Origin of the sequence: Paenibacillus sp. B-A-8 (assembly GCF_048572915.1) — a bacterium.
In the GTDB taxonomy this organism is placed as follows: Bacteria; Bacillota; Bacilli; order Paenibacillales; family Paenibacillaceae; genus Paenibacillus_AQ.
Map to the genome: position 1 here is coordinate 5,173,701 of NZ_CP183882.1, position 25,259 is coordinate 5,198,959.

24 protein-coding genes, 2 tRNA genes and 1 other annotated feature are annotated in these 25,259 nt (G+C 44.3%); of the genes, 4 read left to right on the plus strand and 22 right to left on the minus strand.

The window, feature by feature from the left end; translation table 11 throughout:
* Window positions 1-50: 50 nt before the first annotated feature.
* The gene (locus ACN6MV_RS23400; RefSeq protein ID WP_341114456.1) at window positions 51-398 is read left to right on the plus strand and encodes a hypothetical protein; all 348 of its coding nucleotides are present in this window, start codon (window positions 51-53) and stop codon (window positions 396-398) included.
* A gap of 156 nt (window positions 399-554) precedes the next feature.
* On the opposite strand, the gene ACN6MV_RS23405 is transcribed toward ACN6MV_RS23400, so the two are convergent.
* The 6 genes from ACN6MV_RS23405 to ACN6MV_RS23430 all read right to left on the minus strand — a co-directional run bounded on the left by ACN6MV_RS23405 (window position 555) and on the right by ACN6MV_RS23430 (window position 3,902).
* Window positions 555-1,058 (minus strand): hypothetical protein, encoded by a 504-nt coding sequence (locus tag ACN6MV_RS23405; protein WP_375103678.1) that lies wholly within the window; start codon window positions 1,056-1,058, stop codon window positions 555-557.
* A 570-nt stretch (window positions 1,059-1,628) separates the two neighbouring features.
* Window positions 1,629-1,868, minus strand: coding sequence for a hypothetical protein (locus ACN6MV_RS23410; RefSeq protein ID WP_042130186.1), 240 nt, complete (start codon window positions 1,866-1,868; stop codon window positions 1,629-1,631).
* Between the two features lie 32 nt (window positions 1,869-1,900).
* A complete protein-coding gene (locus ACN6MV_RS23415) occupies window positions 1,901-2,044 on the minus strand; it encodes an LPXTG cell wall anchor domain-containing protein (protein ID WP_419884995.1) in 144 nt (47 codons plus the stop codon).
* 31 nt (window positions 2,045-2,075) lie between these two features.
* Window positions 2,076-2,678: a restriction endonuclease gene (locus ACN6MV_RS23420; RefSeq protein WP_339291432.1), complete on the minus strand. Its 603-nt coding sequence runs from the start codon at window positions 2,676-2,678 to the stop codon at window positions 2,076-2,078.
* Between the two features lie 216 nt (window positions 2,679-2,894).
* The gene (locus ACN6MV_RS23425; RefSeq protein ID WP_339287641.1) at window positions 2,895-3,371 is read right to left on the minus strand and encodes a GNAT family N-acetyltransferase; all 477 of its coding nucleotides are present in this window, start codon (window positions 3,369-3,371) and stop codon (window positions 2,895-2,897) included.
* Between the two features lie 75 nt (window positions 3,372-3,446).
* Window positions 3,447-3,902: a GNAT family N-acetyltransferase gene (locus tag ACN6MV_RS23430; RefSeq protein ID WP_419884996.1), complete on the minus strand. Its 456-nt coding sequence runs from the start codon at window positions 3,900-3,902 to the stop codon at window positions 3,447-3,449.
* 181 nt (window positions 3,903-4,083) lie between these two features.
* On the opposite strand from ACN6MV_RS23430, the gene ACN6MV_RS23435 reads away from it, so the two are divergent.
* Both ACN6MV_RS23435 and ACN6MV_RS23440 read left to right on the plus strand, forming a co-directional pair.
* Complete coding sequence (locus ACN6MV_RS23435) at window positions 4,084-4,149, plus strand: hypothetical protein (protein ID WP_419886803.1); 66 nt, start codon at window positions 4,084-4,086, stop codon at window positions 4,147-4,149.
* A gap of 179 nt (window positions 4,150-4,328) precedes the next feature.
* Entirely contained in the window at window positions 4,329-4,514 is a 186-nt protein-coding gene (locus ACN6MV_RS23440) for a hypothetical protein (protein ID WP_419884997.1), read from the plus strand.
* Between the two features lie 117 nt (window positions 4,515-4,631).
* Here ACN6MV_RS23440 and ACN6MV_RS23445 read toward each other — a convergent pair.
* The 14 genes from ACN6MV_RS23445 to lspA form a co-directional block, all read right to left on the minus strand.
* A tRNA-Ile gene (locus ACN6MV_RS23445) sits at window positions 4,632-4,705 on the minus strand.
* A gap of 45 nt (window positions 4,706-4,750) precedes the next feature.
* Window positions 4,751-4,827: transfer RNA gene (locus ACN6MV_RS23450), tRNA-Met, on the minus strand.
* Between the two features lie 82 nt (window positions 4,828-4,909).
* Window positions 4,910-5,074 (minus strand): hypothetical protein, encoded by a 165-nt coding sequence (locus tag ACN6MV_RS23455; protein ID WP_019909365.1) that lies wholly within the window; start codon window positions 5,072-5,074, stop codon window positions 4,910-4,912.
* A gap of 112 nt (window positions 5,075-5,186) precedes the next feature.
* Entirely contained in the window at window positions 5,187-6,674 is a 1,488-nt protein-coding gene (locus ACN6MV_RS23460; RefSeq protein WP_419884998.1) for an ABC transporter substrate-binding protein, read from the minus strand.
* Between the two features lie 522 nt (window positions 6,675-7,196).
* Window positions 7,197-7,835 carry an orotate phosphoribosyltransferase gene (gene pyrE, locus ACN6MV_RS23465; protein WP_419884999.1) on the minus strand — a complete coding sequence of 213 codons (639 nt, stop codon included), beginning with the start codon at window positions 7,833-7,835 and terminating at the stop codon, window positions 7,197-7,199.
* A complete protein-coding gene (pyrF, locus tag ACN6MV_RS23470; RefSeq protein WP_419885000.1) occupies window positions 7,832-8,578 on the minus strand; it encodes an orotidine-5'-phosphate decarboxylase in 747 nt (248 codons plus the stop codon). The genes pyrE and pyrF overlap by 4 nt, the downstream gene beginning before the upstream one ends.
* Before the next feature lie 110 nt (window positions 8,579-8,688).
* A complete protein-coding gene (gene carB / locus ACN6MV_RS23475; RefSeq protein WP_419885001.1) occupies window positions 8,689-11,916 on the minus strand; it encodes a carbamoyl-phosphate synthase large subunit in 3,228 nt (1,075 codons plus the stop codon).
* 1 nt (window position 11,917) lies between these two features.
* Window positions 11,918-13,096, minus strand: a complete 1,179-nt coding sequence (gene carA, locus ACN6MV_RS23480; protein ID WP_042130198.1) for a glutamine-hydrolyzing carbamoyl-phosphate synthase small subunit — start codon at window positions 13,094-13,096, stop codon at window positions 11,918-11,920.
* Window positions 13,097-13,214: 118 nt separating this feature from the next.
* Entirely contained in the window at window positions 13,215-14,498 is a 1,284-nt protein-coding gene (locus ACN6MV_RS23485) for a dihydroorotase (protein WP_042130200.1), read from the minus strand.
* Between the two features lie 110 nt (window positions 14,499-14,608).
* On the minus strand, window positions 14,609-15,514 hold the full coding sequence (locus tag ACN6MV_RS23490) for an aspartate carbamoyltransferase catalytic subunit (RefSeq protein WP_042130201.1): 906 nt from the start codon (window positions 15,512-15,514) through the stop codon (window positions 14,609-14,611).
* 4 nt (window positions 15,515-15,518) lie between these two features.
* Window positions 15,519-16,082 carry a bifunctional pyr operon transcriptional regulator/uracil phosphoribosyltransferase PyrR gene (gene pyrR / locus ACN6MV_RS23495; protein ID WP_042130202.1) on the minus strand — a complete coding sequence of 188 codons (564 nt, stop codon included), beginning with the start codon at window positions 16,080-16,082 and terminating at the stop codon, window positions 15,519-15,521.
* Window positions 16,083-16,513: 431 nt separating this feature from the next.
* A complete protein-coding gene (locus ACN6MV_RS23500; RefSeq protein WP_042130204.1) occupies window positions 16,514-17,767 on the minus strand; it encodes an LL-diaminopimelate aminotransferase in 1,254 nt (417 codons plus the stop codon).
* Between the two features lie 207 nt (window positions 17,768-17,974).
* Window positions 17,975-18,946: an RluA family pseudouridine synthase gene (locus ACN6MV_RS23505; protein ID WP_419885002.1), complete on the minus strand. Its 972-nt coding sequence runs from the start codon at window positions 18,944-18,946 to the stop codon at window positions 17,975-17,977.
* Window positions 18,939-19,451 carry a signal peptidase II gene (lspA, locus tag ACN6MV_RS23510; protein WP_042130207.1) on the minus strand — a complete coding sequence of 171 codons (513 nt, stop codon included), beginning with the start codon at window positions 19,449-19,451 and terminating at the stop codon, window positions 18,939-18,941. The genes ACN6MV_RS23505 and lspA overlap by 8 nt, the downstream gene beginning before the upstream one ends.
* Before the next feature lie 246 nt (window positions 19,452-19,697).
* Here lspA and ACN6MV_RS23515 point away from each other — a divergent pair, with 246 nt between their 5' ends.
* Window positions 19,698-20,423 carry a TraR/DksA C4-type zinc finger protein gene (locus ACN6MV_RS23515; RefSeq protein WP_042130209.1) on the plus strand — a complete coding sequence of 242 codons (726 nt, stop codon included), beginning with the start codon at window positions 19,698-19,700 and terminating at the stop codon, window positions 20,421-20,423.
* Between the two features lie 426 nt (window positions 20,424-20,849).
* Here ACN6MV_RS23515 and ACN6MV_RS23520 read toward each other — a convergent pair whose 3' ends face one another.
* Window positions 20,850-21,221, minus strand: coding sequence for a DUF5665 domain-containing protein (locus ACN6MV_RS23520; protein ID WP_419886804.1), 372 nt, complete (start codon window positions 21,219-21,221; stop codon window positions 20,850-20,852).
* 256 nt (window positions 21,222-21,477) lie between these two features.
* Window positions 21,478-24,570, minus strand: a complete 3,093-nt coding sequence (gene ileS / locus ACN6MV_RS23525) for an isoleucine--tRNA ligase (RefSeq protein ID WP_419886805.1) — start codon at window positions 24,568-24,570, stop codon at window positions 21,478-21,480.
* Between the two features lie 369 nt (window positions 24,571-24,939).
* Window positions 24,940-25,214 (minus strand) — a binding site (T-box leader).
* Between the last annotated feature and the right edge of the window lie 45 nt (window positions 25,215-25,259).

The window sequence follows — 25,259 nt, forward strand, 5'->3', positions numbered from 1 at the left end:
AGTAGAATGATTTTGTCGATTAATATATGTGTTTAAGAAGGAGTGATTAGATGGGTGCAAAAAATAAAGTTATAGCTGGTGACTATGAAGGTAAAGTAATAATGTCTACTCTTGGAATTGTAAATTTGCAAACTGGTTTTTTAAAAACAATCACAATAGACAAAAACACTGTAGAGGATTATGAGATAATGGACGAAACTCATTCCAAAAGTGCTGTGAGTGCTGTAGGAAGAGGATTAGTGGGCGGATTTCTACTCGGACCGGTTGGTTTGCTTGCTGGCCTTTCAGCTAAGAGCAAAGGAGTTCATATCATTGCAGTTCAGTTCAAGGATGGAAAGAAGAGTTTAATAGAGATAGACGAAAAAATTTACAAAGCTTTTTTGAAGAATTGTTTTTAGAGAGAGTACATAGTGTAAAAGAGCCGTTGTAGGTTAATCCTATGATGGCTCTTTTACTTGTTCAATGTTGCTATAACATAGGGAATCAAAAAAGGAACGCCCACCATGGACGCTCCTTGAATTTGTTATTCGTCTACTCTACAACATTCTAGCTAGTTACGCATTTACATTTTCCGTTTTACGATCCTGTCTAGCATGTAATGTTTTCATCGCAAATCTTGCGATCGGCTGCGCCACCAATAGTTCAATCCAAAACGCTATACCAAAGTTTCTTGGCCAGATGTGAAGAAAGTTTTTAAGTGGCTCTAGGCTTATTTGCTTCGTCCCCACCCACGTGCCGATAATCGATAGTAAAATAGATAACACTGTAACATTCAAAAAAGTATTCAACAGCACCCTAGCATTAAATCCATCGGTTTGTCCCATGAATTTCGGCATCACTTTCCCAACAATCGGCCCTGCAACTAATCTTACGGATAAAACTACGATCATCCACATAAACGGAATAACCTTTAGTGTATCTATATACACTTCCTTACTGAAGCCACGTTCCAATCCCACAATAATAGGGGCAATAGTGTTTACTGAAATGATTGAAATAATGAGTAAAAATAATATACCTTCTTTTCCGTTTCTGGGCAGTCTTGTGTCTCCATGCATGTTTGTCATCTCCGTGAATCATATTTCAGATGGCAGACGTATCATGAGACATATATTTTTGGCCCAATAAAAAGACCAATATCTCTACACACTGATTTAATAATTATAGCACTTTCTTCAATTGAATGTCAGATTTCTATTTATGATTTAATAAATCCCTCTGCTCTTTAGTGCATTCAAAAGATTTAAACTATCCCTGCGGTAAGCGCATGACGATAAATCTTGCATCAGTAAATCCGTTAGCAAACTCGAATTTCGGGCCTTCCTAGTTCTCTTCCCTTTGAATCTATGTGCCTATAGACAGCAAAAAACCCTTACAGTGGGCCCCGAGGGACTCGAACCCCCGACCAATCGGTTATGACCCGACCGCTCTAAAAAACTGATATAGAGGAAAGGGGTAAATACCTTAAACTCTATTCAGGAATTCTTGTTATTATTGGGATTATCTAATATTGATTAAACTTAATTAAAATGAGTTTGTGACCAAATTCGTGACCAATGTGACCATTGAGTTTGTCCTGGTTTCTTTATGGGCTTTTAAGCACAACTACAATCTCAACATGATCACTTCTAAAAAGATAAGTTACAAAGCGCTAATCCTAATACAATAACTCCTACGATCATCACAACAACACCTTTTCTGTTTTTCAAATAGTTATATCCACCAATAGATATGAGGGCTCCACACATCATTACAACCAACAAAGATTGTTGTTCCTCAACATCATAATCATTGAACAATAATGAAATGCCTAGAAGAATTGTTGCCGCACAAAAATGGACACCAAATTCTTTGAAGATTTTCTTCATTACAGCACTCCTATGTATTAGAATACCTGGCCTCATTTTCTCTGCTTTATGTATTTCTTAATCAAATAAAACAATACAAATCCTAACAACACAAAGCCAAGTATGGTGATCCATAGAATCGTTTGATTCCCTACGAAAAAGTATGTATTTCTGTATTGAAAATCTTCATTGTTCATCAGTATAAAAGCTCCTTGTTCTACGAACTATCTATTTCTTCGCAACCCATCGTTTTTCAACTTTGAAGTCCTTCTTAATTACTTTATTATCCCATGAATCCAGTATAATCCTGGGCTCTGACTCAAGGATATCCTTTGCTTTATCAATCTGCCCTGACTTGAAAAAGTTTATAATTTCTATAAGGTCACTTCTACTATGTAATCTTACGGCGTTATAACTAGCAAGTTCTTCACACGCTGAGGTATATTGATTTGAGGATATTACCATGGACTTTTTTGCCCTGTAATATCTCATGGAACTATAGATCTCTTGAACAGCTCCTAACCCTACTGGATAGGAATAACGCTTTGCCTGAACGACATTTCGAACCCCCTCCCCGTCTGTAAACACTAAGTCAGATCCAAAATTTCTGCCTCCTTTCGTTTTATATGCATCACTATAACCCATGGCCAAAAATAAACGATACAGATATTCTACAAAGCCAGTTCCGTCTTCCATTCGGTCTATGTCCTGGATCGTAATCTTAAGTGGATCAATTACTATACTTTGGGTAGGGTAACTCTTCTTTCTTGATAAAACTTTGAATACAAAAACAGCAGTAACGATAACAAGAATAACCAACAAAATTATCATTTTTATCAACCAGCAACCCCCATTAATATAAGAACCTCGCCAATGTCGGCGAGGTTCTTCCAAATTGCAATGCCATTACTCCCAAACCCTATAACCTTAATATAAATTATTTGGAACATTATGTATATATTACTGGTAAGAAAAAGTCCTAGACTACTGTTGGTTTTTGGACTCACGTTTCCCGTTAGCGTAAGCCCTTGCTAGTCCTGAATATCATTAACTAATGAATACTTGTGTTCTTCTTCCTACTTCAATTCGTTCAGTAAATTTACCTCCTGTATACTCTTCTATTGCCTTTTTCCAAAAGAGTTGAGCGGGCTTGTTGTTATCTATTTGGTAAACTTCCCATTTTCCCTGGTGCATATCAAATATATCTTTAGCAACCAATCTCCCTAATCCCAGCCTACGATACTTCTTCGCAATAAAAAATTCAGCAATAGAAAAATATGCGTCATCTTCTTCCCGATTTTTTAATTTGACTAAGACAAATCCAATAATTTCCCCATTGAGACTGATTAAATATGGATAATTGGGGTCTTTAGACCAATATTCATCAATTGGATAATTACCATATTTACCGTTTGCCTCAAACTGCAACTCCATAAATTCTGAGAAATCATAAATATAGAATTGTAACAGGTTGCTGAGTATTTCTTTATGTTCCAAGGTCGCTATTTTGATTTCATAGTCCATGTTTGATACCATCCCTCTGTAGATTCAACTATCGTTTCCCGTTAGTTAAGTCCCAAAAAAACATGTTGCGATAAATTACTTTATAGTATCGTGCTCATAGATTTTGGTGGGTCGTCCCCATTCGAAATTATCCAAACCGATTTCTCTGAATCCATATTTCTCATAGTAATGAATATGGTCAGTCGTTATATAAACCTTCGTATATCCGAATTGCCCCACCATTTTTCTGGCATGCTCCAACAATACTGAACCTAAACCTTGCCCTCGCTCATTCTCGTCAATGAACAAAGGAGCAATCCATGGCGATAAATCTTTTCGAATTATATATTCCTGTTCAATCAATTGATAAAATCCAATTATTTTGTCGTTTTTTAATAACAGAAATGTTAATGGCAAACCATCTTCAGCCGATAAACTCTCGTCAATTTTTGGGAGTACCACCTTCTGTACGTTTGGCCATTTTTCTTTAACATATTCAGCAAACTCTATATGACGCTCTGGACAATCTATTATAGATTTAATAGCTTGCATTAAGTCACTCCTTCATAAATACGGTTCTTGATGAGTATCACCTTCAAAAAAGGTGCTTTCAGATTACACCTTATGTTAACTGCGGGAAACGGAAAGTTTAGTTTAAGTTAAACTATACTGCCTGTTGGCTTGATGAGGCGCCCGCCAGTCTATTGTGTTTTCATTGGCAATTTATACTGGAATGAGACGTGGTGAGATCCTTGGAATTCGCTGGGATGATCTCGACTTTGAAAAGAAAGAACTCTAGGTGATTCAGACGGTCAACTGGACACGTGATGGTTTAGTCATTCAACGTCCAAAAACGAATAATTCCATACGACGGGTAAAACTTTTTCAGAATATTATTGATGACCTTAAGGAACGCTACAAGCAAATCGGGGCTTATAAAAAAGAATATGGAGACTCATATGAGGATAATGACTTAGTATGTTGCTAGCTGGCGGAGGTTATATAAATCCAAAGGTAGCTGCTGAACGACTGGGTATGACTCCATCGATGTTCAACGAACGATACTCAAACCTACTCCCAATCATGCAGGAAGAGGCCATTGACAAAATTGAAGCCGAACTGAATAAATATGCTGAAAAACAGCTCGAAACTGCAGAAAAATAATTCTGGTTAGCAAATCCGTTGGCAATCTCAAAAATCTGGCCATTCCATTCTATTTTCTTAATATTTCTATATTTATAGACAGCAAAAAACCCTTACAAAGTAAGGGTTTTCTCTAAGTGGGCCCTGAGGGACTCGAACCCCCGACCAATCGGTTATGAGCCGACCGCTCTAACCAACTGAGCTAAGGGCCCGGATCTAAAAAATATCCGAATGTACAATTGCTGTTGTAAATAAATTGGTTGCGGGGGCAGGATTTGAACCTGCGGCCTTCGGGTTATGAGCCCGACGAGCTACCGGGCTGCTCCACCCCGCGTCAGAAAAAATATTCAAACAGCGACAATAAATAATATACATTACAAATTGGGTCTACGTCAAGGAAGAATTTATAAAAGTTCTTAAGGCAGAAATCTAACCCCGTACCTTCCCTTACGGGATCGATAAATTTCTACAAAACGCGGGTCATGATAACCGTAAATCCAGCCATCTTGCTCCAATCTTTTAGCCAAACAACCTGCTTGAAATCTGGTCCTGAACAGTTTCGCGAAGTATATCCAATTCATGATGCCCTCTTCTCCTTTTCGCAAATTTATGATACACCGCTCTGAACTTATCATGCCCAAGTTCCACAAAATAAGCCACCAGAAAACTGGTGGCTTAGGGCATATTCCAGAGTCATTCACCGATCGAGTCGAAATAGACCGTGGGATCTTTTTCAAGTGTATCCAGCATGGTATTCCCTTGCTTCTCCCAAGCTTTGAGTGCACTCTCGACCGTTTTCTTACCCTGATAGACATCAATGAATAATTGCCGCCCAACATCGCTTATTCGGCTAATCCCAGGCTTCTGCATCTGTAAACTAATCAATAAAGGATCCGTTGCAGGTAATGGTCGGAGCGTATAAAAAGCTTCCAAGTTTACAGAAGGGGTCTGAGCGGTAATATAATCCTTGCGGGAAGTCAGTTCACTCTTGTTATGGGCTTTAATTTTGGCAACCTCATTACTGTTGACGAATTTAATCAAATCCCAAGCATCTTCTTTATTAGTAGCCGTAGAACTTATAGCCATCATATTCCCAAGCCATGTTCCAATGGCAACACCAGGCTTCTCTTGATAAGTGGGTACAGTAACAACCCCCAATTTGAAAGGATGGTAATTCTTGATCTTAGCAGCATTACGCTCCACTACTGCCAGATCATTGAGATAGCCGTATTCCCCAACGACCATTGCCGCTTTTCCTGCGAGGAATAAATCCCCTTGGATTGGACTATAGCTATCCCCTTCTGTTCCTGCAAAATCCAACCCATTTAACCCAGGTACAATTTGCTTTTTAACCAACTGACTGTAAGTAGTCCAAGCCTGATGCCACTGTGTAGTATTTACAGTCATATGCTGACCTTTATTATCGTACATTGTAAGTTCTAGCGGCGCGACGTAGCTCTGCATATCCCAGAATGGATCACTTAAGTAACGGTTCATCGAGAACCCATATATCTGAGTTTCTTTATTTGTTGATCTCTTCGTCACCTTATCTGCCAGCGTAAATAATTCATTCCAAGTCATCTTGTCCGTTGGGTAGCCGACACCAGCAGCATCAAAGATTCCCTTATTATAAAAAAGCGCACTAGACGAGAAGGTCGGCGCCAACGCAAAAAGACTTCCTCTTCCTAGCTCACGAACTCCATTCAGCGTTGTAGGCGCCATATTGCTTAAATCATACTGATCACGCGCTATAAGCGGCTCCAGCGATTGGACAAGATTATGATCTATCAAACTGTTCACTAATGCGCTATCACCGACAATCACATCAACAGGCTTATCCCCGCCCATAATCGCTCGGATATTTTCTAAATTATCAGAGCTTGCGTCTGTGGAGGTGTTAATGTACCGAAGCTCATTCGTATCTATAGCCGGAATAATCTCCAACTTGATCTCTGGATGCTGCAATTCATACATATCCGTAAACTGTTGACGAAAAAAAGAATCGTCCTCCCCAGACCATAGACTCCCAATACGCAATACACGCTGCTCCGTTGAAGCCTTAGAAGGCTCAGCCCAAGCTGTATTCCACCCATCTGATATTAGTGGTAGTAACAGCGCAGCGCATACTCCAAGGCTTAACCAGCGGCGCCACAGTCGCTTATTGTTGTTTATATGATTCATTATTGTATCCTCCTATAAAATACTTGATCCTTCTACAACTTATGGATAAATAATCCATAATGCTAGTAACAGTATAAAGCTTTAATCCGGAGGGGAAGTTACAGGTCGTTTAAAGTTATACTACGATTTCTTCATATTATTCCTATAAAAATGTTACTAGGAGGTTTCAAAAGGTGCAGTTACCGGCAAAATTCCATCCTCTGCGACTGGATAGTTGCACTTTCTGCATCTATTAGTGGTGATTATGTTCTGTTTCTACTTTTAAGTGCACTCTATGCAGTTAAAACACGTTACTAAGAGCTTCCGGCGAATAACTAGCTGATTATAATTGCATAAAGTGCAACTATAGTGCCAATTCCTCTAAGAAAAGTTAGTTTAAGTGCACGAAGTACAGCTATTGCTGTCTGTGATGACAGTTGAGTATGTTGTGTCTCTCTTTTTAGTCTCACTCTATGCAGTTAAAAAAAGCCCCCCACTATAAAGTGAGAGGCTCGCCAAAACTATACTCAATTTATTCAAAAATTAAAGACCAAATGATGACGGATCTTTTCTCCAAGACTTCAGTAATTCTACGTCTGTCGATTCAATTTTGCCTTGTGCAAGAGCCACATCAATCAATGTGCTGTAATTGGACAAGCTTTGTAATGGCATTTCAGCTGCAGCAAAAGCATCCACTGCACGATCCAGCTCATAGCTGAAGATTGCAAGTACTGCTAATACTTCTGCACCTGCTTCTTGCACGGCCTGAGCGGCTTTAATGGAGCTTCCGCCAGTGGAGATCAAATCTTCAATAACAACTACCTTTTGTCCCGGCTTAATCAGTCCTTCGATCTGATTCTGCTTACCGTGGCCTTTAGCTTTATCACGGATATAAGCCATTGGCAGATTAAGTTTATCTGCTACCCAAGCCGCGTGTGGAATACCTGCGGTTGCTGTACCTGCGATCACTTCAGCGTCCGGATACTCGCTCTTAATAAGCTGTGCGAAGGCATCTGCAATATAGTTACGAACTTCTGGGTAAGCCATAGTCAGACGATTGTCGCAATAGATCGGCGATTTGATACCAGAGGTCCATGTAAAAGGCTCCTGTGGACGCAGTGCTACTGCTCCAATCTCCAGCAGATAACTTGCTACTTGTTCGCTTCTATTTAATGTGCTCATGCTAGGGTCATCTCCTCAATAATGTTTAGTGCTGCTTGACGTGGATCTGGTGAAGCTGTAATCGGCCGTCCTACAACAAGGTAGTGGCTACCTTGACGAATGGCTTTTCCAGGTGTCATAACCCGGGACTGATCATCTAATGAAGCACCTGCTGGCCGGATTCCCGGTGTAACGGTGCAAAATGCTGGACCGCAAGCTTCTGCGATAGCTGCAGATTCTTGTGGCGAAGCCACTACACCATCTAGACCTGCATCGGCTGCCAGCTTAGCGTATCTTACCACAGTATCCGCTACCTCACCTGCGATCCCAATTTCATTATTCATCACTTCTTGACTCGTACTGGTTAGCTGGGTAACTGCAATAATCAAAGGCATCTTAAGTGCAGCATTAGCACTGATTGCTGAAGCCGCTCCTTCACGTGCTGCCGCCATCATAGCTGTGCCCCCTGCCGCATGTACGTTAAACATATCAGCGCCAAGAGTAGTAAGACTTTGAGCGCCACCTTTGACCGTGTTAGGGATATCATGCATTTTCACATCGACGAACACAGAATAGCCGCGAGATTTCAGCTCTTGAATAAATTCAGGTCCTGCCGCATAGAACAACTGCATGCCTACCTTCATATAGCAAGGAATGCCTTCAAGCTTATCGATCAGGGCTCTTGCTCCAGTCACATCAGGATAATCCAAGGCGATCATCAGTCGATTCGCCATTGCTTTCCACTCTACATCTCCAACTCCCATAACCATGCTCCTATCCAGTGCAGACTACATCCACACCCTTTATTTATTAGACCCTAGGCATAGCGGAACGGTCTGCGTAAACGCAAACCGCCCTATGCATCTTTATGAGATTAGTTCAATTGTCCGACAAAAGCAGGCATGGACTGTGACGAGAAGTTAATCGTCTGCAGCATTCTGAGAAGTGCAGTTACTGTATCCAGTGAAGTCATACATACGACGCCATTCTCAACCGCTTCACGGCGGATACGGAATCCGTCACGTTCTGGTGTTTTGCCTTTAGTCAGTGTATTAAAGACGAAGTTGGCTTGCCCGCCACGAATCAAGTCGAGAATGTTAGGCGCACCTTCATCCAGTTTATTCACATTCATTACGTTGAGGCCTGCTTCTTCAAGCGCTTGTGCCGTGCCTCCAGTAGCAATGATTTTGTAACCCATGGAGTGGAAGCCTTTCATAAGTTCTACAGCTTCTGCTTTATCCTTATCTGCCACCGTAACGATGATAGCGCCTGTAGCTGGAATTTTCATCCCTGCTCCGATCAGACCTTTGTATAAAGCTTTGGCGTACAATTTATCACGGCCCATAACTTCACCGGTTGATTTCATTTCAGGTCCGAGTGTAGGTTCTACTCTGCGCAGTTTAGCAAAAGAGAACACCGGCACTTTAACCGATACATAATCGCTTTCCGGCCACAAACCTTCTGTATAACCGTCATCCTTCAGCTTGCTGCCGAGAATGATCTTGGTTGCCAAATGCGCCATTGGGATTCCTGTCACCTTGCTCAGGAAAGGAACCGTACGCGAGGAGCGCGGATTTACTTCGATTACGTACACTTCGTTCTGATAGATAACAAACTGGATGTTAACCAGTCCAATCGTCTTCAGTTCCTTAGCGATCTTGATAGTGATTTCGGCAATTTTCGCTTTCAGACCTTCATCCAGATATTGCGGAGGATATACAGCGATGGAGTCACCGGAGTGAACACCTGCACGCTCGACATGTTCCATGATACCTGGAATAACTACTGTCTCACCATCACAAATCGCGTCTACCTCAACCTCTTTACCTAACATGTAACGGTCAATCAATACCGGATGCTCTGGATTCACTTTCACCGCTTCTACCATGTAGCTGAGCAGTTCAGTATCGTTATATACAATTTCCATTGCACGTCCGCCTAGTACGTAGGAAGGACGAACCAGCACCGGATATCCAAGGGATTGTGCAGTTTCTACGGCTTGATCCACGTCTGTAACTGTCTTACCCTTCGGTTGAGCGATATCAAGACGTGCCAGCAATGCTTCGAATTTTTTACGGTTCTCAGCTTCATCAATGCTGTCAAGACTAGTTCCAAGAATCTTCACACCAGCAGCACTTAGAGGTGCCGCAAGGTTAATCGCAGTCTGACCACCGAATTGAACGATAACTCCAATCGGATTCTCTTGTGCAATTACGTTCATAACATCTTCGAAGAATAGTGGTTCAAAATACAACCGGTCCGAAGTATTGAAGTCTGTAGATACCGTCTCAGGGTTATTATTGATGATAACCGCTTCATATCCAGCCTTCTGAATAGCCCATACTGCATGCACTGTAGAGTAATCGAACTCAATCCCTTGACCGATCCGGATTGGACCAGATCCCAGCACAATAACCTTTTGCTTGTCAGAATGAATGACTTCGTTCTCAGTCTCATAAGTCGAGTAGTAGTAAGGTGTAGTAGCTTCGAACTCAGCCGCACAAGTATCTACCATTTTGAATACAGGTGTTAAACCTTGCTCCAAACGTAGCGCGCGCACATCAGCTTCTTTAGTAAACTTGCCGTCCGCTTGTCCTTCTGCACGAATCTCAGCAATTGCACGGTCTGTAAAGCCCTTGCGTTTCGCTTGGTATAGAGTTTCCGCAGACAACGTTTCTTCACCGCGAATCACTTCTTCAAAGTTAATCAAACCTTCAATTTTGGAGAGGAACCACCAGTCTACGTTCGTAATATCCTGGATCTCTTGCAACCCGTAACCACGACGGAAAGCTTCAGCAATCAGGAACAGACGCTCATCGTCAGGCTTCGCAAGACGTTCACGCAGCACGCTCTCTTCCAATGTCTCTGCACCTGGCAGACGGAAACGGTGTACACCAATTTCCAAGGAACGAATCGCTTTATGAATCGACTCTTCAAAAGTACGGCCGATCGCCATTACTTCGCCTGTCGCTTTCATTTGCGTACCCAGTTTACGGTTCGCGTGAATGAACTTGTCGAACGGCCAGCGTGGAATTTTACTTACGATATAGTCAAGTGTAGGCTCGAAGCATGCATAGGTCTGTCCGGTAACCGGATTGATGATTTCATCCAGCGTGTAACCCATTGCGATTTTGGCAGCCATTTTGGCAATTGGATATCCAGTTGCTTTGGAAGCCAAGGCCGAGGAACGGCTGACACGTGGGTTTACTTCGATTACATAATATTGATAGCTTTGTGGATCAAGTGCGAACTGTACGTTACATCCACCCTCAATATTCAGGGCGCGGATGATTTTGAGCGAAGCTGTACGCAGCATTTGATATTCGCGATCTGACAACGTCTGGCTAGGTGCCACAACAATACTGTCACCTGTATGTACGCCTACAGGATCAAAGTTTTCCATGTTGCAGACAACGATACAGTTGTCATTAGCATCACGCATAACCTCATATTCAACTTCCTTCATGCCGGCAATACTCTTCTCAACCAGACATTGTCCGATCGGGCTATAACGAATACCTGCTTTGACGGTTTCACGCAGTTCTTCTTCGTTATCGCAGATCCCGCCGCCTGTGCCGCCAAGTGTATAGGCTGGACGTACAATCAGAGGGAAACCAATTTCCTCAGCGAATTTCATTGCTTCATCTACAGTAGTAATAATCGTGCTATCCGGTACAGGCTGTTCCAATTCACGCATTAGATCACGGAACAAATCGCGATCTTCTGCTTTCTCGATGGAATCAAGCTGTGTACCAAGAAGCTTAACATTCTCTTGCTCAAGTACACCTGCACGAGCCAATTCTACAGCCATGTTCAGGCCGGTTTGACCGCCCAGCGTTGGAAGCAAGCCATCCGGACGCTCCTGGCGAATAATCGCAGTTACGAATTCAAGCGTAATAGGCTCGATGTACACTTTATCTGCGATATTTGTATCTGTCATAATTGTTGCTGGATTGCTGTTAATCAGTACGACTTCCACGCCTTCTTCTTTAAGGGCTTGGCAAGCCTGAGTTCCTGCGTAGTCAAACTCCGCGGCTTGACCGATGACGATCGGTCCGGAACCGATCACTAGAATTTTTTTAAGCTTATCGTTCTTTGGCATGTTATAGAGCTCCTTTCACGGCTTCAAGCTGTAAGTTAGTTTTTGGCGCCGTGATTCTGGCGTTTGCCGCAAGTTGTGCTTGACGTGAAACAACAGGTGTCTTAGCTTTATGATCTGCAATCATTTGCAGGAAGCGATCAAATAAGTAGCTGCTGTCATGTGGTCCTGGCGCTGCTTCCGGATGATATTGCACCGAAAATGCAGGGTAACGGGTATGTTTAATTCCTTCAACAGTCTTATCATTATTATTAATGTGAGTAACTTCTAGTTCAGTGTTCTTCACAGATTCCTCATTGACGGTATAACCATGGTTCTGGGAAGTGATGAAGCAGCGTCCGCTTTCCAGTTCCTTCACAGGGTGGTTCCCACCGCGGTGACCGAATTTCAGCTTCTCTGTATCTGCTCCGCAAGCCAGTGCAAACAACTGATGACCTAGGCAGATACCGAAGATCGGATATTCGCCAAGCAATTCGGAAATCGTCTTGACAGCATGAGGCACATCTTTCGGGTCCCCAGGGCCGTTAGACAGTAGGATACCATCTGGGTTCAGACGGCGAACTTCTTCCGCTTTTACATCATGTGGTACAACAACAACATCACAACCACGGTCGTTAAGTTCACGTAGGATACCAGCTTTTGCACCATAATCCACAAGCACAATTCTTTCTTTGTTGCCTGGGCTGCTGTACGAACTTGCAGTTGACGTACGAGCTACCTGATTGCGCAATTCCTCAATCGTAGTATTTCCCATCATTTCCATCAGTTCCTCTACACGTTTGTTAGAGGTAGTCAAGATTGCTTTCATTGTTCCGTAGTGGCGAATAATCCGAGTCAACATCCGAGTATCAATCTCGCTGATCCCAGGAATATCGTATTCTTTCAGCAAGTCGTCCACACTATATTCAGCACGCCAGTTACTAGGAACTTCTTCATGACGACGCACTACAAAACCGTGTACGAAAGGTCGAACCGATTCAAAGTCATCCCGAGTAATCCCGTAGTTCCCGATCAATGGGTAAGTCATTGTAACGATTTGTCCGCAATATGAAGGGTCAGACAGCACCTCTTGATATCCTGTAATTCCAGTATTAAAAACAACCTCGCCTGTCTTTTCGCCCTCAGCGCCAAATGCGGTACCTGTAAATAAAGTTCCGTCTTGCAGCAGCAATCTCGCCTGCATTCCATTCCACTCCTTCATGTTTCTGTAGTCTAATGCTTATGCCTTACAAGCCTTCCGGAGTGTACGTGTATTCAATCGCTGCATCCATTAAGATCAGCAACTCCGCCCCACCGGTCCGCTAGTTTTTCTCAGTCCATACGGCTTTGCCGTCTACCCATGTCATTACTGGCCAGCCCTTAAGCTTCCAGCCACCAAAAGGAGTATTACGTCCTTTACTTGCGAATGATCCTGGGTCTACTTCTTTCTCTTGCTCCAGGTCAATCAGTGTCAAATCTGCAGGAGCTCCGATATCCATCACACCGGTGTTCAGTCTGAATACCCGTGCAGGGTCAGCGGTCATTCTTTGTACTAGTAAGGATAAATCCCATTTTCCGGTTGCTACAAACGCTGTGTACAGTAGTGGAAAAGCTGTTTCGAATCCAACGATACCAAAAGGTGCAAGTTGCATGCCTTTAGCCTTCTCTTCCTCACTATGCGGCGCATGGTCCGTAACGATCATATCTAGTGTGCCGTCAAGCAAACCTTCGATACATGCCTCAACATCGCGGCGGGAACGTAGCGGCGGGTTCATTTTCCAATTCGCATCTAGGCCGGGAATATCTTCTTCAGAGAGCAGCAAGTGATGCGGACACACCTCAGCAGTAACTTTAATGCCGATTTCTTTCGCTTGGCGAATCAATCGCACCGATTGTTCAGTACTTACATGGCATACATGGTAATGAACGCCAGTCGCTTCAGCCAGCAAAATATCGCGTCCAACATGGATGGCTTCCGACTCATTTGGAATTCCTTTGAGGCCATGCTTTCTTGCGAACTCACCTTCGGCTACACAGCAGCCTTCAACCAGTGAGTTATCCTCGCAGTGAGCAATGACTGGCATATCGAGCGATGCTGCGATGTTCATTGCATCTTTCATCATTTGAGCGCTTTGGACGCCCACGCCGTCGTCGGTGTAACCGATAGCTCCAGCTTCTTTAAGGGCCGCAAAATCAGTCAGCTCACGTCCGAGCTCGTTTTTCGTAATGGCTGCATAAGGAAGTACTTTAACAAGTCCTGCTTCACGCGCTTTGTCTTTCACAAATTGTACGATTTCCGGCGTATCTGTTACCGGACGGGTATTAGGCATACAAGCGATGGTAGTAAATCCGCCTTTGGCAGCCGAGCGACTTCCGGTTTCTACGGTTTCCTTGTGTTCAAATCCCGGTTCGCGTAAGTGCACATGCATATCAATGAGCCCTGGAATGAGCAGCTTGCCTTCTGCATCAATGATCTCTCCCGCTTCTGGAGCAGCTTCATTTCCGTCGATTATGGTCGAGATAACACCTTCTTCAAGTACAATATGTTTCCGCTCTAACAAGCCTTCCTCATTCAATACACTGGCGTTTCTAATAATCACTGTCATGATTCTACCTTTACCCTCAGATCCCAGCTGCGGGCCCTCTCATCATTATATAATAAAAATTCATGTTTGTGTATATTTATTAGTCCTTATACATCATCATTCTTAGAACTTTATAGTAAAGCTCTTTCGAGAACTGCCATCCGAACCGGCACCCCATTAGACATTTGCGGGAAAATCCTTGATTGACTGCACTCTACAACTGCATCATCAATCTCGACATTCCGGTTAACCGGTGCTGGATGCATAATGATTGTATCTTTTGCAAGCTTAGCAGCGCGTTCTACCGTTAAACCATAATGTCTGCGGTAATCCTCTGCGGAAAGTACGATTCCGGAAGAATGGCGTTCCAGCTGCACACGAAGCATCATGACTACATCTGCTTTAAGTGCTTCCTCTATAGTTACATAAGGCGCGTATTCCATAAGCTCAGGAGCCTTCATATTCTCCGGTGCACAGAATTGCACTTTAGCTCCCAGCTTTGTGAGTCCCCATAGATTGGAGCGCGCTACCCGGCTATGCATGATGTCCCCGATAATAGAAACCGTGAGACCCTTTAAATCTCCAAACGTTTTAGTCATGGTGTAAAGATCAAGCAGCGCTTGTGTTGGATGTTCATTGTTGCCGTCGCCCGCATTAATAAGCGGTATGGACACCTTCTCAGCTAACTGCTGCAGCACACCTGCAGGCTTCAAACGCACAACTCCGGCATCGATCCCCATCGATTCCAGTGTGCGTACTGTATCGTAGATCGACTCCCCTTTTTCTACACTAGAAGCTGCAGCCGTAAAATTAAGTACTTGTGCACCCAGTCGTTTCTCTGCCATTTCGAAAGAGAAGCGTGTGCGTGTGCTGTTCTCAAAAAACATGTTAGAAATAAAATGCGAGTTCAAAATGGGAGTTAGCTTCTCACTTTGATTGTCCCAGTATGCTGTTCTATCCAGCAATTGGGTGATTTCCGACCGATCAAGCTCTTTTATACCCAGCAGACTACGTTCCTTTACCTTGGTAAGTGTCATGATGTTATCGTTCCTCCCGGTTTGAAATAATGTAGACCTCGTCTTTGCCGTCGTATTCCTTCAGCGCCACTTCAATCTGCTCATGCTTTGAGGTAGGTACATTCTTACCGATGTAGTCCGGCCGGATTGGCAGCTCGCGGTGTCCACGGTCAGCCAGTACTGCCAGTTGAATCATTCGTGGGCGTCCGCAATCCATCAAAGCATCCATCGCCGCGCGGATCGTGCGTCCGGTGTAAAGCACATCGTCGAACAAAATGACCTTCTTATCATGGATGCCATCACTGCCGGAAGTAATAATGACGTTACTCTTCACTACAGCTTCACTGCCTCCTACTTCTCGGTCATCCCGATAATGCGTGATGTCGAGTTCGCCGTAAGGAATCTCGACGCCTTCAATTTCCTTGATACGCTCAGCGATGCGCTGTGCCAGATATACGCCTCTTGTCCGGATACCCACCAGCAGACAATTCTCAATTCCTTTGTTTTTCTCCAAAATCTCATGAGCAATACGGGATAATGCCCGGCGGATCGCCGTTTCGTCCATAATTACATTTTTCTCAGTAACCATAATCTTGTCACCCTCCACTTGTTTCGCCTATTCAAGTTCCCGGAAATCAAAAAACTCCTTGCCTATAACAGGCAAGGAGTGAAATCCGCAGATGAAGAAGATGATGGCCGCGCGCATAAAAAGACAGTCCGGTGTATACACACGGATACCTTTCTAAGAGTCGCGAACCTCGATTCACGTTACCTTGCCAGCCTCACAGGACTGAATTAAAGGCGCTATTCATTTAATGAGAATTATGACAGAACAAACCCTGCATGTCAACTTTATCTGCCTAAACTACAACACTTTCCAAACTTACTTCTATTAACAACAAGAGGAAGCCATAACGATGGATATAGCTTTTATTTTCGTATTTTCTACCTGGATTAACGTCTAACATAAAGAAAAGCCACCCAAGGTTACCCTAGGCAGCTTCAATTTCTAACTATAGATTAAAATTCAAATTCCACATCGCTTAGGCGTCTTTGGATTTCAGAAATGACACGTCTTTCTTCCTCTTCCCCTTTAGCAATAAAGGTAACGGAGAAACGTACAAATGGACCTGCATCATCCCAAGGCACAGTGGAGATTAGCTTCTCACGGATCAGGAATTGCGAGAAATCTTCACCAGATTCAAAACGGCGACCGCCTTTGACACCTTTTGGCGCAGCAACATAAAGGAAGAAAGAACCCTTTGGTTTCTCAGCTTGGAAGCCGAGGCTGTTCAGTGCATCAACCAACAGGTTATGACGACGAGAATACTTGGCCGCAATCGCTTCAGTAATCTCTGGATGAGCAAGACCGTAAGCCGCAGCTTTTTGAATCGCAATAAATTGACCGGAATCATTATTATCCTTCACATCACTGAAGGCTTTAACAACTAAAGGATTCCCGGCAACAAAGCCAATTCTCCAGCCTGTCATATTGTAGGATTTGGACAAGGAATGTAGTTCCACGCCAACGTCCTTCGCACCCGGCACAGAGAGGAAGCTAAGTGGCTTCAAACCATCATAGGTTAAAGCCGCATATGGCGCATCGTGGATAACAACTACATCATATTTTTTAGCCCATGCAACGACTTCAGCAAAAAATTCAGGAGTCGCGCTAGCGCCCGTTGGATTGTTTGGATAGTTCAAGTAAAGAAGCTTAGCTTTATGAGCAACTTCTTCTGGAATTTCGTTGAGATCTGGAAGGAAGTTATTCTCCTTCTTCAGTTCTACTGTAAACACTTGTCCACCCAAGTATTTAGTATGTGTACCCAGCACTGGATAACCCGGCACCGTCATGATCGTAATATCTCCCGGATTGATAAAGCAAGAAGGCAACATCGCCAGCGCAGGCTTAGATCCGATAGAGTGAACTACCTCTGTAACAGGATCAATACCTTCCACACGGAATACTTCCCGCAAATATTCGGCAGCGGCTGTCTTAAACTCAGCAATTCCATTGTCCGCATAACCACGGTTTTCTTCCTTAGCTGCTTCTTCAGCAAGCTTAGCCACGATACCGGCATCAGCCATCTCATCCGGCTCGCCTACGCCCATGTCGATCAATTCAATATCAGGAAAATCCTGTTTAGCGGATGCTTTGGCACGTTTGATTTTCTCGAATTTATAAATCGAGGTATCTTTGCCATAGTTCGCACCACCAATGCGATCTGCAAAATTAGTCTGAATGAAGCTGTCTTGGTATTGTTCAATACTCATACTTTCATCTCATCTCCTGGCTATCTATTCTAATTTCAGAAGAAACGGCTTCGCCGTCCCTTGGATGGCTTATGTTTCTAGAGATCCGTTTCTGTGATAAAAAATAAGGATAAAGAATAAGGCATAACCTTCTCTTTATCCTTATGTTATTAAATATGATGGAAAGCAGAGTTCAATACCATAGACTATTTATCACTTCATTTGTACTTATCTGCTGCGCAATGCGAGTAGAACTTCTTCCATGTCTTCCGGAATAGGTCTGCTGAATTCTTTATATTCACCTGTCGAAGGATGAATAAATCCAAGCACCGCCGCATGTAATGCCTGTCCATTCATAGTTGTTCCCTTGCTGCGACCGTAAACCGGATCGCCCACAAGCGGATGACCTATGAATTTCATGTGCACTCTGATCTGATGCGTGCGACCAGTCTCTAGCTGCAACTCCAGCAGTGTACATTCGCCGAAACGCTCCATCACCGTAAAATGGGTCACAGATTTCTTGCTGTTCTTTTCCGTTACAGTGTATAGCTTGCGATCATGTGGATCTCTACCGATCGGAGCGTCAACCGTTCCTTTGTCATGCGACAAGTTGCCGTGCACAACAGCTATATAGCGGCGTGTTACACTGTGCTCTTTAAGCTGTGCTGCGAGCGATGCGTGACTGGCATCATTCTTAGCCACCATAATAAGACCAGAGGTATCTTTATCAATACGGTGGACAATACCCGGACGAATCTCACCGTTAATACCGGACAGATCCTTGCAATGATACATCAGTGCATTCACCAAAGTGCCTGACGGATGACCAGCTGCTGGGTGCACAACCATTCCACGTGGCTTATTAATCACAATGACATCGCTGTCTTCGTATACAACTTCAAGAGGAATATTCTCTGGGATCAAGTCCGTCACTTCTGCTTCTGGTACGACAATGGAAACTTTATCGCCTTCTGAGAGCTTATAGTTAGCTTTAACCGGTGCCCCATTAACCGTAACATGCCCGCCACTGATCCACAGCTGTACCTGAGAACGAGAAATATCCTCTTCCCAAGATTCCGTAATATATTTATCAATTCGCTCCCGCGCGTTCTCCGCCGAAACGGTCCACTCCGTGACGTCCCTCTCTTCTTCGCTCGTAGATGCCGCTTGGTGATTGACGTCTTTACTCAAATCATTCATTCCCTTCTTTTACTTCCTTTGCTTCTTTTACTTCTTTGATTTCCGTGATTTCTTCACCATTCTTAAGATCGCGGAAGGAGTCCAAAAGAATCAACCCAACCCCAATGACGATACATGAATCCGCAACGTTAAAAATCGGGAAGCTATAGCTTCCAAAATTAAACAGAAGGAAATCGACAACCTCACCACTGATCATCCGGTCTAGGAAGTTACCAATCGCCCCACCCAGAACAAGCCCAAGGGCAACCGATAGCATCTTCCGCGAATGTCTAGTTTTGTTCAAGTACCAAACGATACCTGCAACCACTACAACCGTAACTAAAAAGAAGAACCATTGCTGACCTTGTAGAATCCCAAAAGCAGCCCCGCGATTACGATGTGAAGTAATTAGGAAGAAATTACCAATCACCGAAATCTGTTCCCCAATCTCCAGACGTGTGGCAATGAGATACTTCGTTCCCTGATCCACCAAAAATACAATAAGAGCAATCAAATAGTACACCACAGAAGTTGTCACTCCGTTCTTATTTTTCCCGCCAAATGCGGTACGAATACTGTTATAAGACTTGTATATTGTAGCACAGCCCTTAGAAGATCGTCTATTGCGTGACACCTCTCGGGTGCTTAATCTTGGGGACTATTTTCCATCGCTAAAATAACGCCTCTCAGGTCAACCTAACAAAGAACCATCCGGTGCAAATCGGTAAGTCGGAAGGATTCTTAAAAAAGTACAGAAAGGAGCTTACTCATCATGACGCACCTGACAGTACAGCAGCTCTCAGAGCTACGCGCCCGATTAGAAAAAGATCGTGATACTATTCAGCAAAGGCTTCAGAATAATGAAAATTACGGCTTACAGGAATCCATGCGAGATGGCACCGGAGAACTTTCCGAGAATGACAACCATCCGGGGGACGCAGCCACCGATTTGTATAATCGCTCTATGGATATTTCACTGCTTGAGCGGGACGAGCATGAGCTGGATGATATCGAAGCTGCTCTCTCCGCAATGGATGAAGGCACCTACGGGATATGTAAGGCTAGCGGTAAACCGATCCCTTTTGAGCGTTTATCTGCCATTCCTTCTACACTTTACTGTAAGGAGCACGCCCCACGTCAAAATGCACCTTTTACTCGGCCAATTGAAGAAGAATTTTTGTCTCCTCCATTTGGGCGTACCAGTCTCGATGAGCGAGAGGATCAAAACGGCTTTGACGGTGAAGATGCCTGGCAGATAGTAGAAAGCTATGGTAACTCCGATTCCCCCGCTATGGCGGAGGGCAGCAATATTGACTCTTATAACGATATGGAGATTGAAGCGGATGAGCTGGAAGGCTGTGTAGAGCCTTGGGAGAACTTTATTGCCACCGATATTACAGGGAACCATTTAATTGTAGTACCGGGACGCAGCTACGAACGCTATAAGGATAGTGGCGAGGGAAGTTACATGCTTGATCCGCTCGAAGGCGAAGAGTAAAAGCATTATCCCTACTAGAAAAATGAACAGCGTGCGGTTCCAATTTTATTGTGGAATGCCCGCTGTTTTTTTGTTTTTTTATGCTCTATGTCATTTTGTTAAGAAAATGTTCAGATTCAGATGTTAAACTGATCTAACGCATGATGAAATCGACATACAAGGAGTGTACCGTAGTGAATCACGATTATTTCAAAAATGTACAACAACTCAGTCATGAAGATGACCGACGATATTTATTATTAATGAGAGGCTTACGCATCATACACGAGGAAAATAAGCAGCGCAGCCCTCTCCAAAGATTAAAGAAGGAAAGGTCAGGACTGGGGAGAAACATAAAAGCTCAAGGTTGGGTAAATCCACCTAAGAAAATGGACCGGACTCTAATCTCTCCTTCAACCCAAATAAAGACGGCTTCGCCTTAACAAGCTATTTGAATTCCAGCTGACGCTGTACAATCCGTACAATATCCGCAATATAATCTCCGATAATCGGTAGATTCAAGGCTCCAAGCCCCTGAAGGACATAAATGATCGTTGCCGCAAAAAAAGTAAAGCCTAGCGCGATCCCAACTCCACGAGCCGTTCCATATAAGATGTTTCGCCAAATGAGACTCCAAGGTGAATATAGCAGCTCTGTATACTTATAAATTCGTGATTTTTCTAAAATATGGGCCCATTCAAAGGTTAATCGATACATTGTATTCATTTTTTCTTCCAGTGGAATATCTTCCGGATTACGATGATCTGCTGTTAAACGCTCAGGGTTTGCCTCAGGAATAGCCTTTTTCTCCGCTCCCATGTCTGGGCTGTTCTTGTTGCCGGATGTCTTGACGGAGATTCTGTTCTTCTGATCCTCCACAGCCACAGCTCCTCTCATACGTCTATACTCGCCCACAAAGTAAACGAGCCCGGTCAAAGAGAATGAATCTCCTTGAGCACGAGGCTCGTTATTTTTTGCGGGCGAAATATAAAGACTATATTTCCCGCATAAACAGAAGTTCTCCGTTTACACTTGTGCCGCTAGTATATGCTGTTTTGGGACAGGTAATGCAGATTTACGCTCCAATATGGATGCCGATAGATTTACCACCAACATCTACCGTTTCAAAAGCGTGTTCTCCACCAAAATCAACCGTAGTCACAAGTACATTGTCTCGCAATACATTCTCAAATGCTGTAACTGCTGCTTTAAGCTCATCGTCTACATTCAGTGTGAGTGCGATCCGTTTCTCGATCGGCAGATCCAGACGTTTACGGTAGTCCTGAACCGCACGAATGATCTCACGAACCCAGCCTTCTTGTTCAAGCTCAGGCGTGATTTCGGTATTGAGCGCAACCGTAATTCCATATCCAGAAGCTGCTGCGAAACCTGCTTTGGCTTGTTTTTCAACGAGTAGCTCTTCGGAAGTAATTACGAGCTCTTCTCCCTCTGGCGTCGCAATCGTGATTGAGCCATCTTGTACCGCTTTGCGGGTAGAGTCACTATCCAGAGCTTTCAGGAAGCCTTGCAGGAAGCCAACGTTTTTACCGTATTTTTTACCGGCAACCTTAAGATTCAGCTTAAGTGTGAAATCCACAAATCCGCTATCACTAGTCTCCAGCACGATGTTCTTGATGTTGATCTCTTCTTTGATGATCTCTTCATACTCAGACAAATGGAAGTCACGGTTCATCGAAACGATCAGTTCAGACAGTGGTTGACGATTCTTAATGCCTGTTTCGTTACGCACGTTACGCGCCAGCTCAACGATCTGTCTTGCACTTTCCATATCCTCTTCCAGCTCTTTATCGATCAAGTTCTCATCAGCAACCGGATAATCTGCTAAATGCACGCTTTCTCCGCCGCCAAGGTTCGTGAAGATATCTTCAGACAACATCGGTGTAAATGGAGCCATCAAAGAGGCTGTCGTCAAAAGCACATGGGTCAGTGTACGATAAGCATCCAGCTTATCTTCACCTAGACCACTCCCCCAGAAACGGTCACGGGAACGACGGATATACCAGTTACTCAGCTCATCCACAAAGTTCTCAATCGCTTTGGACGTGTTTACGAAGTCATTTACCGCAAGTCCTTTATCTACCAAAAGAATCAAGCTGTTCAGACGGGATAGAATCCAGCGGTCCAGCTTATGTTCGGATACTTTAAAAGGATGATCGGCTGGATCGTAACCATCGATGCCTGCATAAAGCGTCAAGAACGCATGTGTATTCACCAGTGTATCTACAACTTTAGATTTGGTTTCCCCTACAAGACCACGGGAGAACCGTTTGTTGTTCCACGGTGCACTGTCAGACAGAATCGCCCAACGGAAAGCATCCGTTCCGTATTCATTCATGATTTCCCAAGGATCAATAACATTGCCTTTGGATTTGGACATTTTTTGACCGTTCTCGTCGAGGATATGGCCTGTAGCGATTACCGCTTTATATGGTGCTTTACCTTTAAACAAGGTAGATACTGCTAGCAAGCTATAGAACCATCCACGGGTCTGGTCGATCCCTTCACAGATCATATCCGCTGGATACTGATCATCCAGCTTATCTTCGTTTTCAAATGGATAGTGGCTTTGGGCAAAAGGCATTGAACCACTGTCAAACCAAACGTCGATAACTTCCGGTGTGCGAACCATCTCTGCACCTTCACTGAAAGGACTACGTAGCTTGATCTTATCTACAAAAGGCTTATGCAGCTCGATATCCTCAGGCACATCACCAATTGCCATCGCTCTCAGTTCTTCAATGCTGTGTGGAGCGAACTCTTTGCCCGTTTCTTGACATACCCAAACATTAAGCGGTGTACCCCAGTAACGATTACGGCTGATATTCCAGTCCACCAGTTCATCCAAGAACTTCCCGAAACGGCCTTCGCGTACATGCTCAGGGTACCAATTTACGCTGTTGTTGTTAGCAATGAGCTGATCCTTGATCGCTGTAGTGTTGATGAACCAGCTGTCTGTTGCGTAATACAAGAGCGGTGTATCACAACGCCAGCAGAACGGATAGCTATGCTCGTATTTTTCTTTACCGTAAAGTAATCCTTTTTCAGACAAAGCTTTAACGATATCCAAATCGCAATCTTTTACGAAGCGTCCGGCAAAATCAGACACTACATCGGTATACTTACCGGAATTATCAACCACGTTTACGAAGCTGATACCGTTCTCGCGGCAAGTCTTGTAGTCATCTTCACCATGCGCTGGTGCCATGTGTACGATCCCTGTACCGCTGGAATCTGTAACGAAGGAAGCACCTACGATGACATTGCTTTTCTCTGCTTTGATGTATCCGAAAGGAGGAGCGTAAGTTTTGCCGATGAACTCGGAACCTTTATGTGTCGAAAGGACGGTGTGCTCGCCTTTCATTACTTCTTCCACCAAATTCTTAGCAACGATGTACACACCATCTTCTTGTTGTACACGTACATAATCCATGTCAGGGTTCATGGCTAAAGCCATGTGCGCTGGCAATGTCCAAGGTGTAGTCGTCCAAGCTAGTACGTAGTCTCCACTGTCATCCAGTTTGAACTTTGCAGTCGCACTAAGATCCTTGACGGTTTTGTAGCCTTGAGCTACTTCGTGGGAGCTTAGGGTAGTCTGGCAGCTTGGGCAGTAAGGGCTAACGCGGTGTCCGCGATAGAGCAACCCTTTGTCATGAACCGTAGCCAAGATGTTCCACACGCTTTCGATATATGTGTTATCCAAGGTTACGTAAGGATTATCTAAATCCGTCCAGTATCCGATACCCTCTGTAAACTCGCGCCATTGCTTCTCGTAGCCGAAGACGCTGTCTTTACATTCCTGAATGAATTTCTCTACACCATATTCTTCGATCTCTTGTTTACCGGAGATCCCAAGCTTCTTCTGCACGCCTAGCTCTACTGGAAGACCATGTGTATCCCAGCCCGCTTTACGTACCACACGATAGCCTTTCATCGTTTGGTAACGACCGATGAAATCCTTGATTACACGGCCCAGCACGTGCCCGATATGCGGTGCACCGTTCGCTGTAGGAGGACCTTCGTAAAATACATAGTTCGGACGTCCTTCACGGTTCTCCATGGATTTGCGGAACGTATTTTCGTCGCTCCATTTCTTCAGTATGCGGACATCTCTTGCCCGCGCTTTTTCTCTGACATCTACTTTTTGCATGTGATGGTCAATCCTTTCATGATTTAGTCTCTGAGCGACCTTGCACAGCTGGTCGCACGTGCTTTTGTTCTTGGCACCCGAGCCGCGATCCCGCAGGGCAGCACTGGCTAGGGGGTGCCACAGGGACCGGCGAGTGAAACGCCGGTTTGCTCTAGCAGTGAAGGCCCCGCAGGCGATCCCGCCAGGGGAGCCTAAGAAGGGCCGCTCCTTCAGCCACATGAGTCCGTTCGCTTCCACCACCGTACCCATTTGCACGAGGCTTTACTTTGCGGGTGTCCAGAGGGCGGCAGCCCTTGGGGTCCCCCTTAGCAAGGGGGATTTAGGGGGATGGCCCGCCCCGGAACAACAAAATAAGCGTCATCCCACCCCCAAAGGGGCGAGACGACGCTCGCGATACCACCCTAATTCTGCGCATGAGCACATCCTTAAGGGGAGTGTATTCAGCACAATCTCAGTCCCGCGCGTAAATCTCATGCACAGGTCCGGTGTAACGTCCGGCAGACGGCTAAGCTTACGCACGATCAACGCTTCAGCTTAACTTCTAGGGGAAGATCTTCCGGCAGGGTTCGAACAATCGGCTCTCAGCAATCGCCGACTCTCTGGAGAACGTTACCTTGTCGTACTTGTCCCGTCATCGAATACATATAAACATTATACAGATATGTTCTATTTATAGACTTTTTGAGTCT

Excerpts from the sequence above, each read along its gene's own strand:
- ACN6MV_RS23400 (WP_341114456.1), top strand. The coding sequence starts at position 51 with ATGGGTGCAAAAAATAAAGTTATAGCTGGTGACTATGAAGGTAAAGTA.
- ACN6MV_RS23430 (WP_419884996.1), bottom strand. The coding sequence starts at position 3,902 with ATGCAAGCTATTAAATCTATAATAGATTGTCCAGAGCGTCATATAGAG.
- ACN6MV_RS23460 (WP_419884998.1), bottom strand. The coding sequence starts at position 6,674 with ATGAATCATATAAACAACAATAAGCGACTGTGGCGCCGCTGGTTAAGC.
- ACN6MV_RS23455 (WP_019909365.1), bottom strand. The coding sequence starts at position 5,074 with ATGAATTGGATATACTTCGCGAAACTGTTCAGGACCAGATTTCAAGCA.
- pyrE (WP_419884999.1), bottom strand. The coding sequence starts at position 7,835 with ATGAGCACATTAAATAGAAGCGAACAAGTAGCAAGTTATCTGCTGGAG.
- ACN6MV_RS23425 (WP_339287641.1), bottom strand. The coding sequence starts at position 3,371 with ATGGACTATGAAATCAAAATAGCGACCTTGGAACATAAAGAAATACTC.
- carB (WP_419885001.1), bottom strand. The coding sequence starts at position 11,916 with ATGCCAAAGAACGATAAGCTTAAAAAAATTCTAGTGATCGGTTCCGGA.
- ACN6MV_RS23500 (WP_042130204.1), bottom strand. The coding sequence starts at position 17,767 with ATGAGTATTGAACAATACCAAGACAGCTTCATTCAGACTAATTTTGCA.
- ACN6MV_RS23515 (WP_042130209.1), top strand. The coding sequence starts at position 19,698 with ATGACGCACCTGACAGTACAGCAGCTCTCAGAGCTACGCGCCCGATTA.
- ACN6MV_RS23485 (WP_042130200.1), bottom strand. The coding sequence starts at position 14,498 with ATGACAGTGATTATTAGAAACGCCAGTGTATTGAATGAGGAAGGCTTG.
- ACN6MV_RS23490 (WP_042130201.1), bottom strand. The coding sequence starts at position 15,514 with ATGACACTTACCAAGGTAAAGGAACGTAGTCTGCTGGGTATAAAAGAG.
- ACN6MV_RS23420 (WP_339291432.1), bottom strand. The coding sequence starts at position 2,678 with ATGATAATTTTGTTGGTTATTCTTGTTATCGTTACTGCTGTTTTTGTA.
- ACN6MV_RS23520 (WP_419886804.1), bottom strand. The coding sequence starts at position 21,221 with ATGGGAGCGGAGAAAAAGGCTATTCCTGAGGCAAACCCTGAGCGTTTA.
- ACN6MV_RS23440 (WP_419884997.1), top strand. The coding sequence starts at position 4,329 with ATGTTGCTAGCTGGCGGAGGTTATATAAATCCAAAGGTAGCTGCTGAA.
- ACN6MV_RS23415 (WP_419884995.1), bottom strand. The coding sequence starts at position 2,044 with ATGAACAATGAAGATTTTCAATACAGAAATACATACTTTTTCGTAGGG.
- carA (WP_042130198.1), bottom strand. The coding sequence starts at position 13,096 with ATGCAGGCGAGATTGCTGCTGCAAGACGGAACTTTATTTACAGGTACC.
- ileS (WP_419886805.1), bottom strand. The coding sequence starts at position 24,570 with ATGCAAAAAGTAGATGTCAGAGAAAAAGCGCGGGCAAGAGATGTCCGC.
- pyrR (WP_042130202.1), bottom strand. The coding sequence starts at position 16,082 with ATGGTTACTGAGAAAAATGTAATTATGGACGAAACGGCGATCCGCCGG.
- ACN6MV_RS23410 (WP_042130186.1), bottom strand. The coding sequence starts at position 1,868 with ATGAAGAAAATCTTCAAAGAATTTGGTGTCCATTTTTGTGCGGCAACA.
- ACN6MV_RS23405 (WP_375103678.1), bottom strand. The coding sequence starts at position 1,058 with ATGCATGGAGACACAAGACTGCCCAGAAACGGAAAAGAAGGTATATTA.
- pyrF (WP_419885000.1), bottom strand. The coding sequence starts at position 8,578 with ATGGGAGTTGGAGATGTAGAGTGGAAAGCAATGGCGAATCGACTGATG.
- ACN6MV_RS23505 (WP_419885002.1), bottom strand. The coding sequence starts at position 18,946 with ATGAATGATTTGAGTAAAGACGTCAATCACCAAGCGGCATCTACGAGC.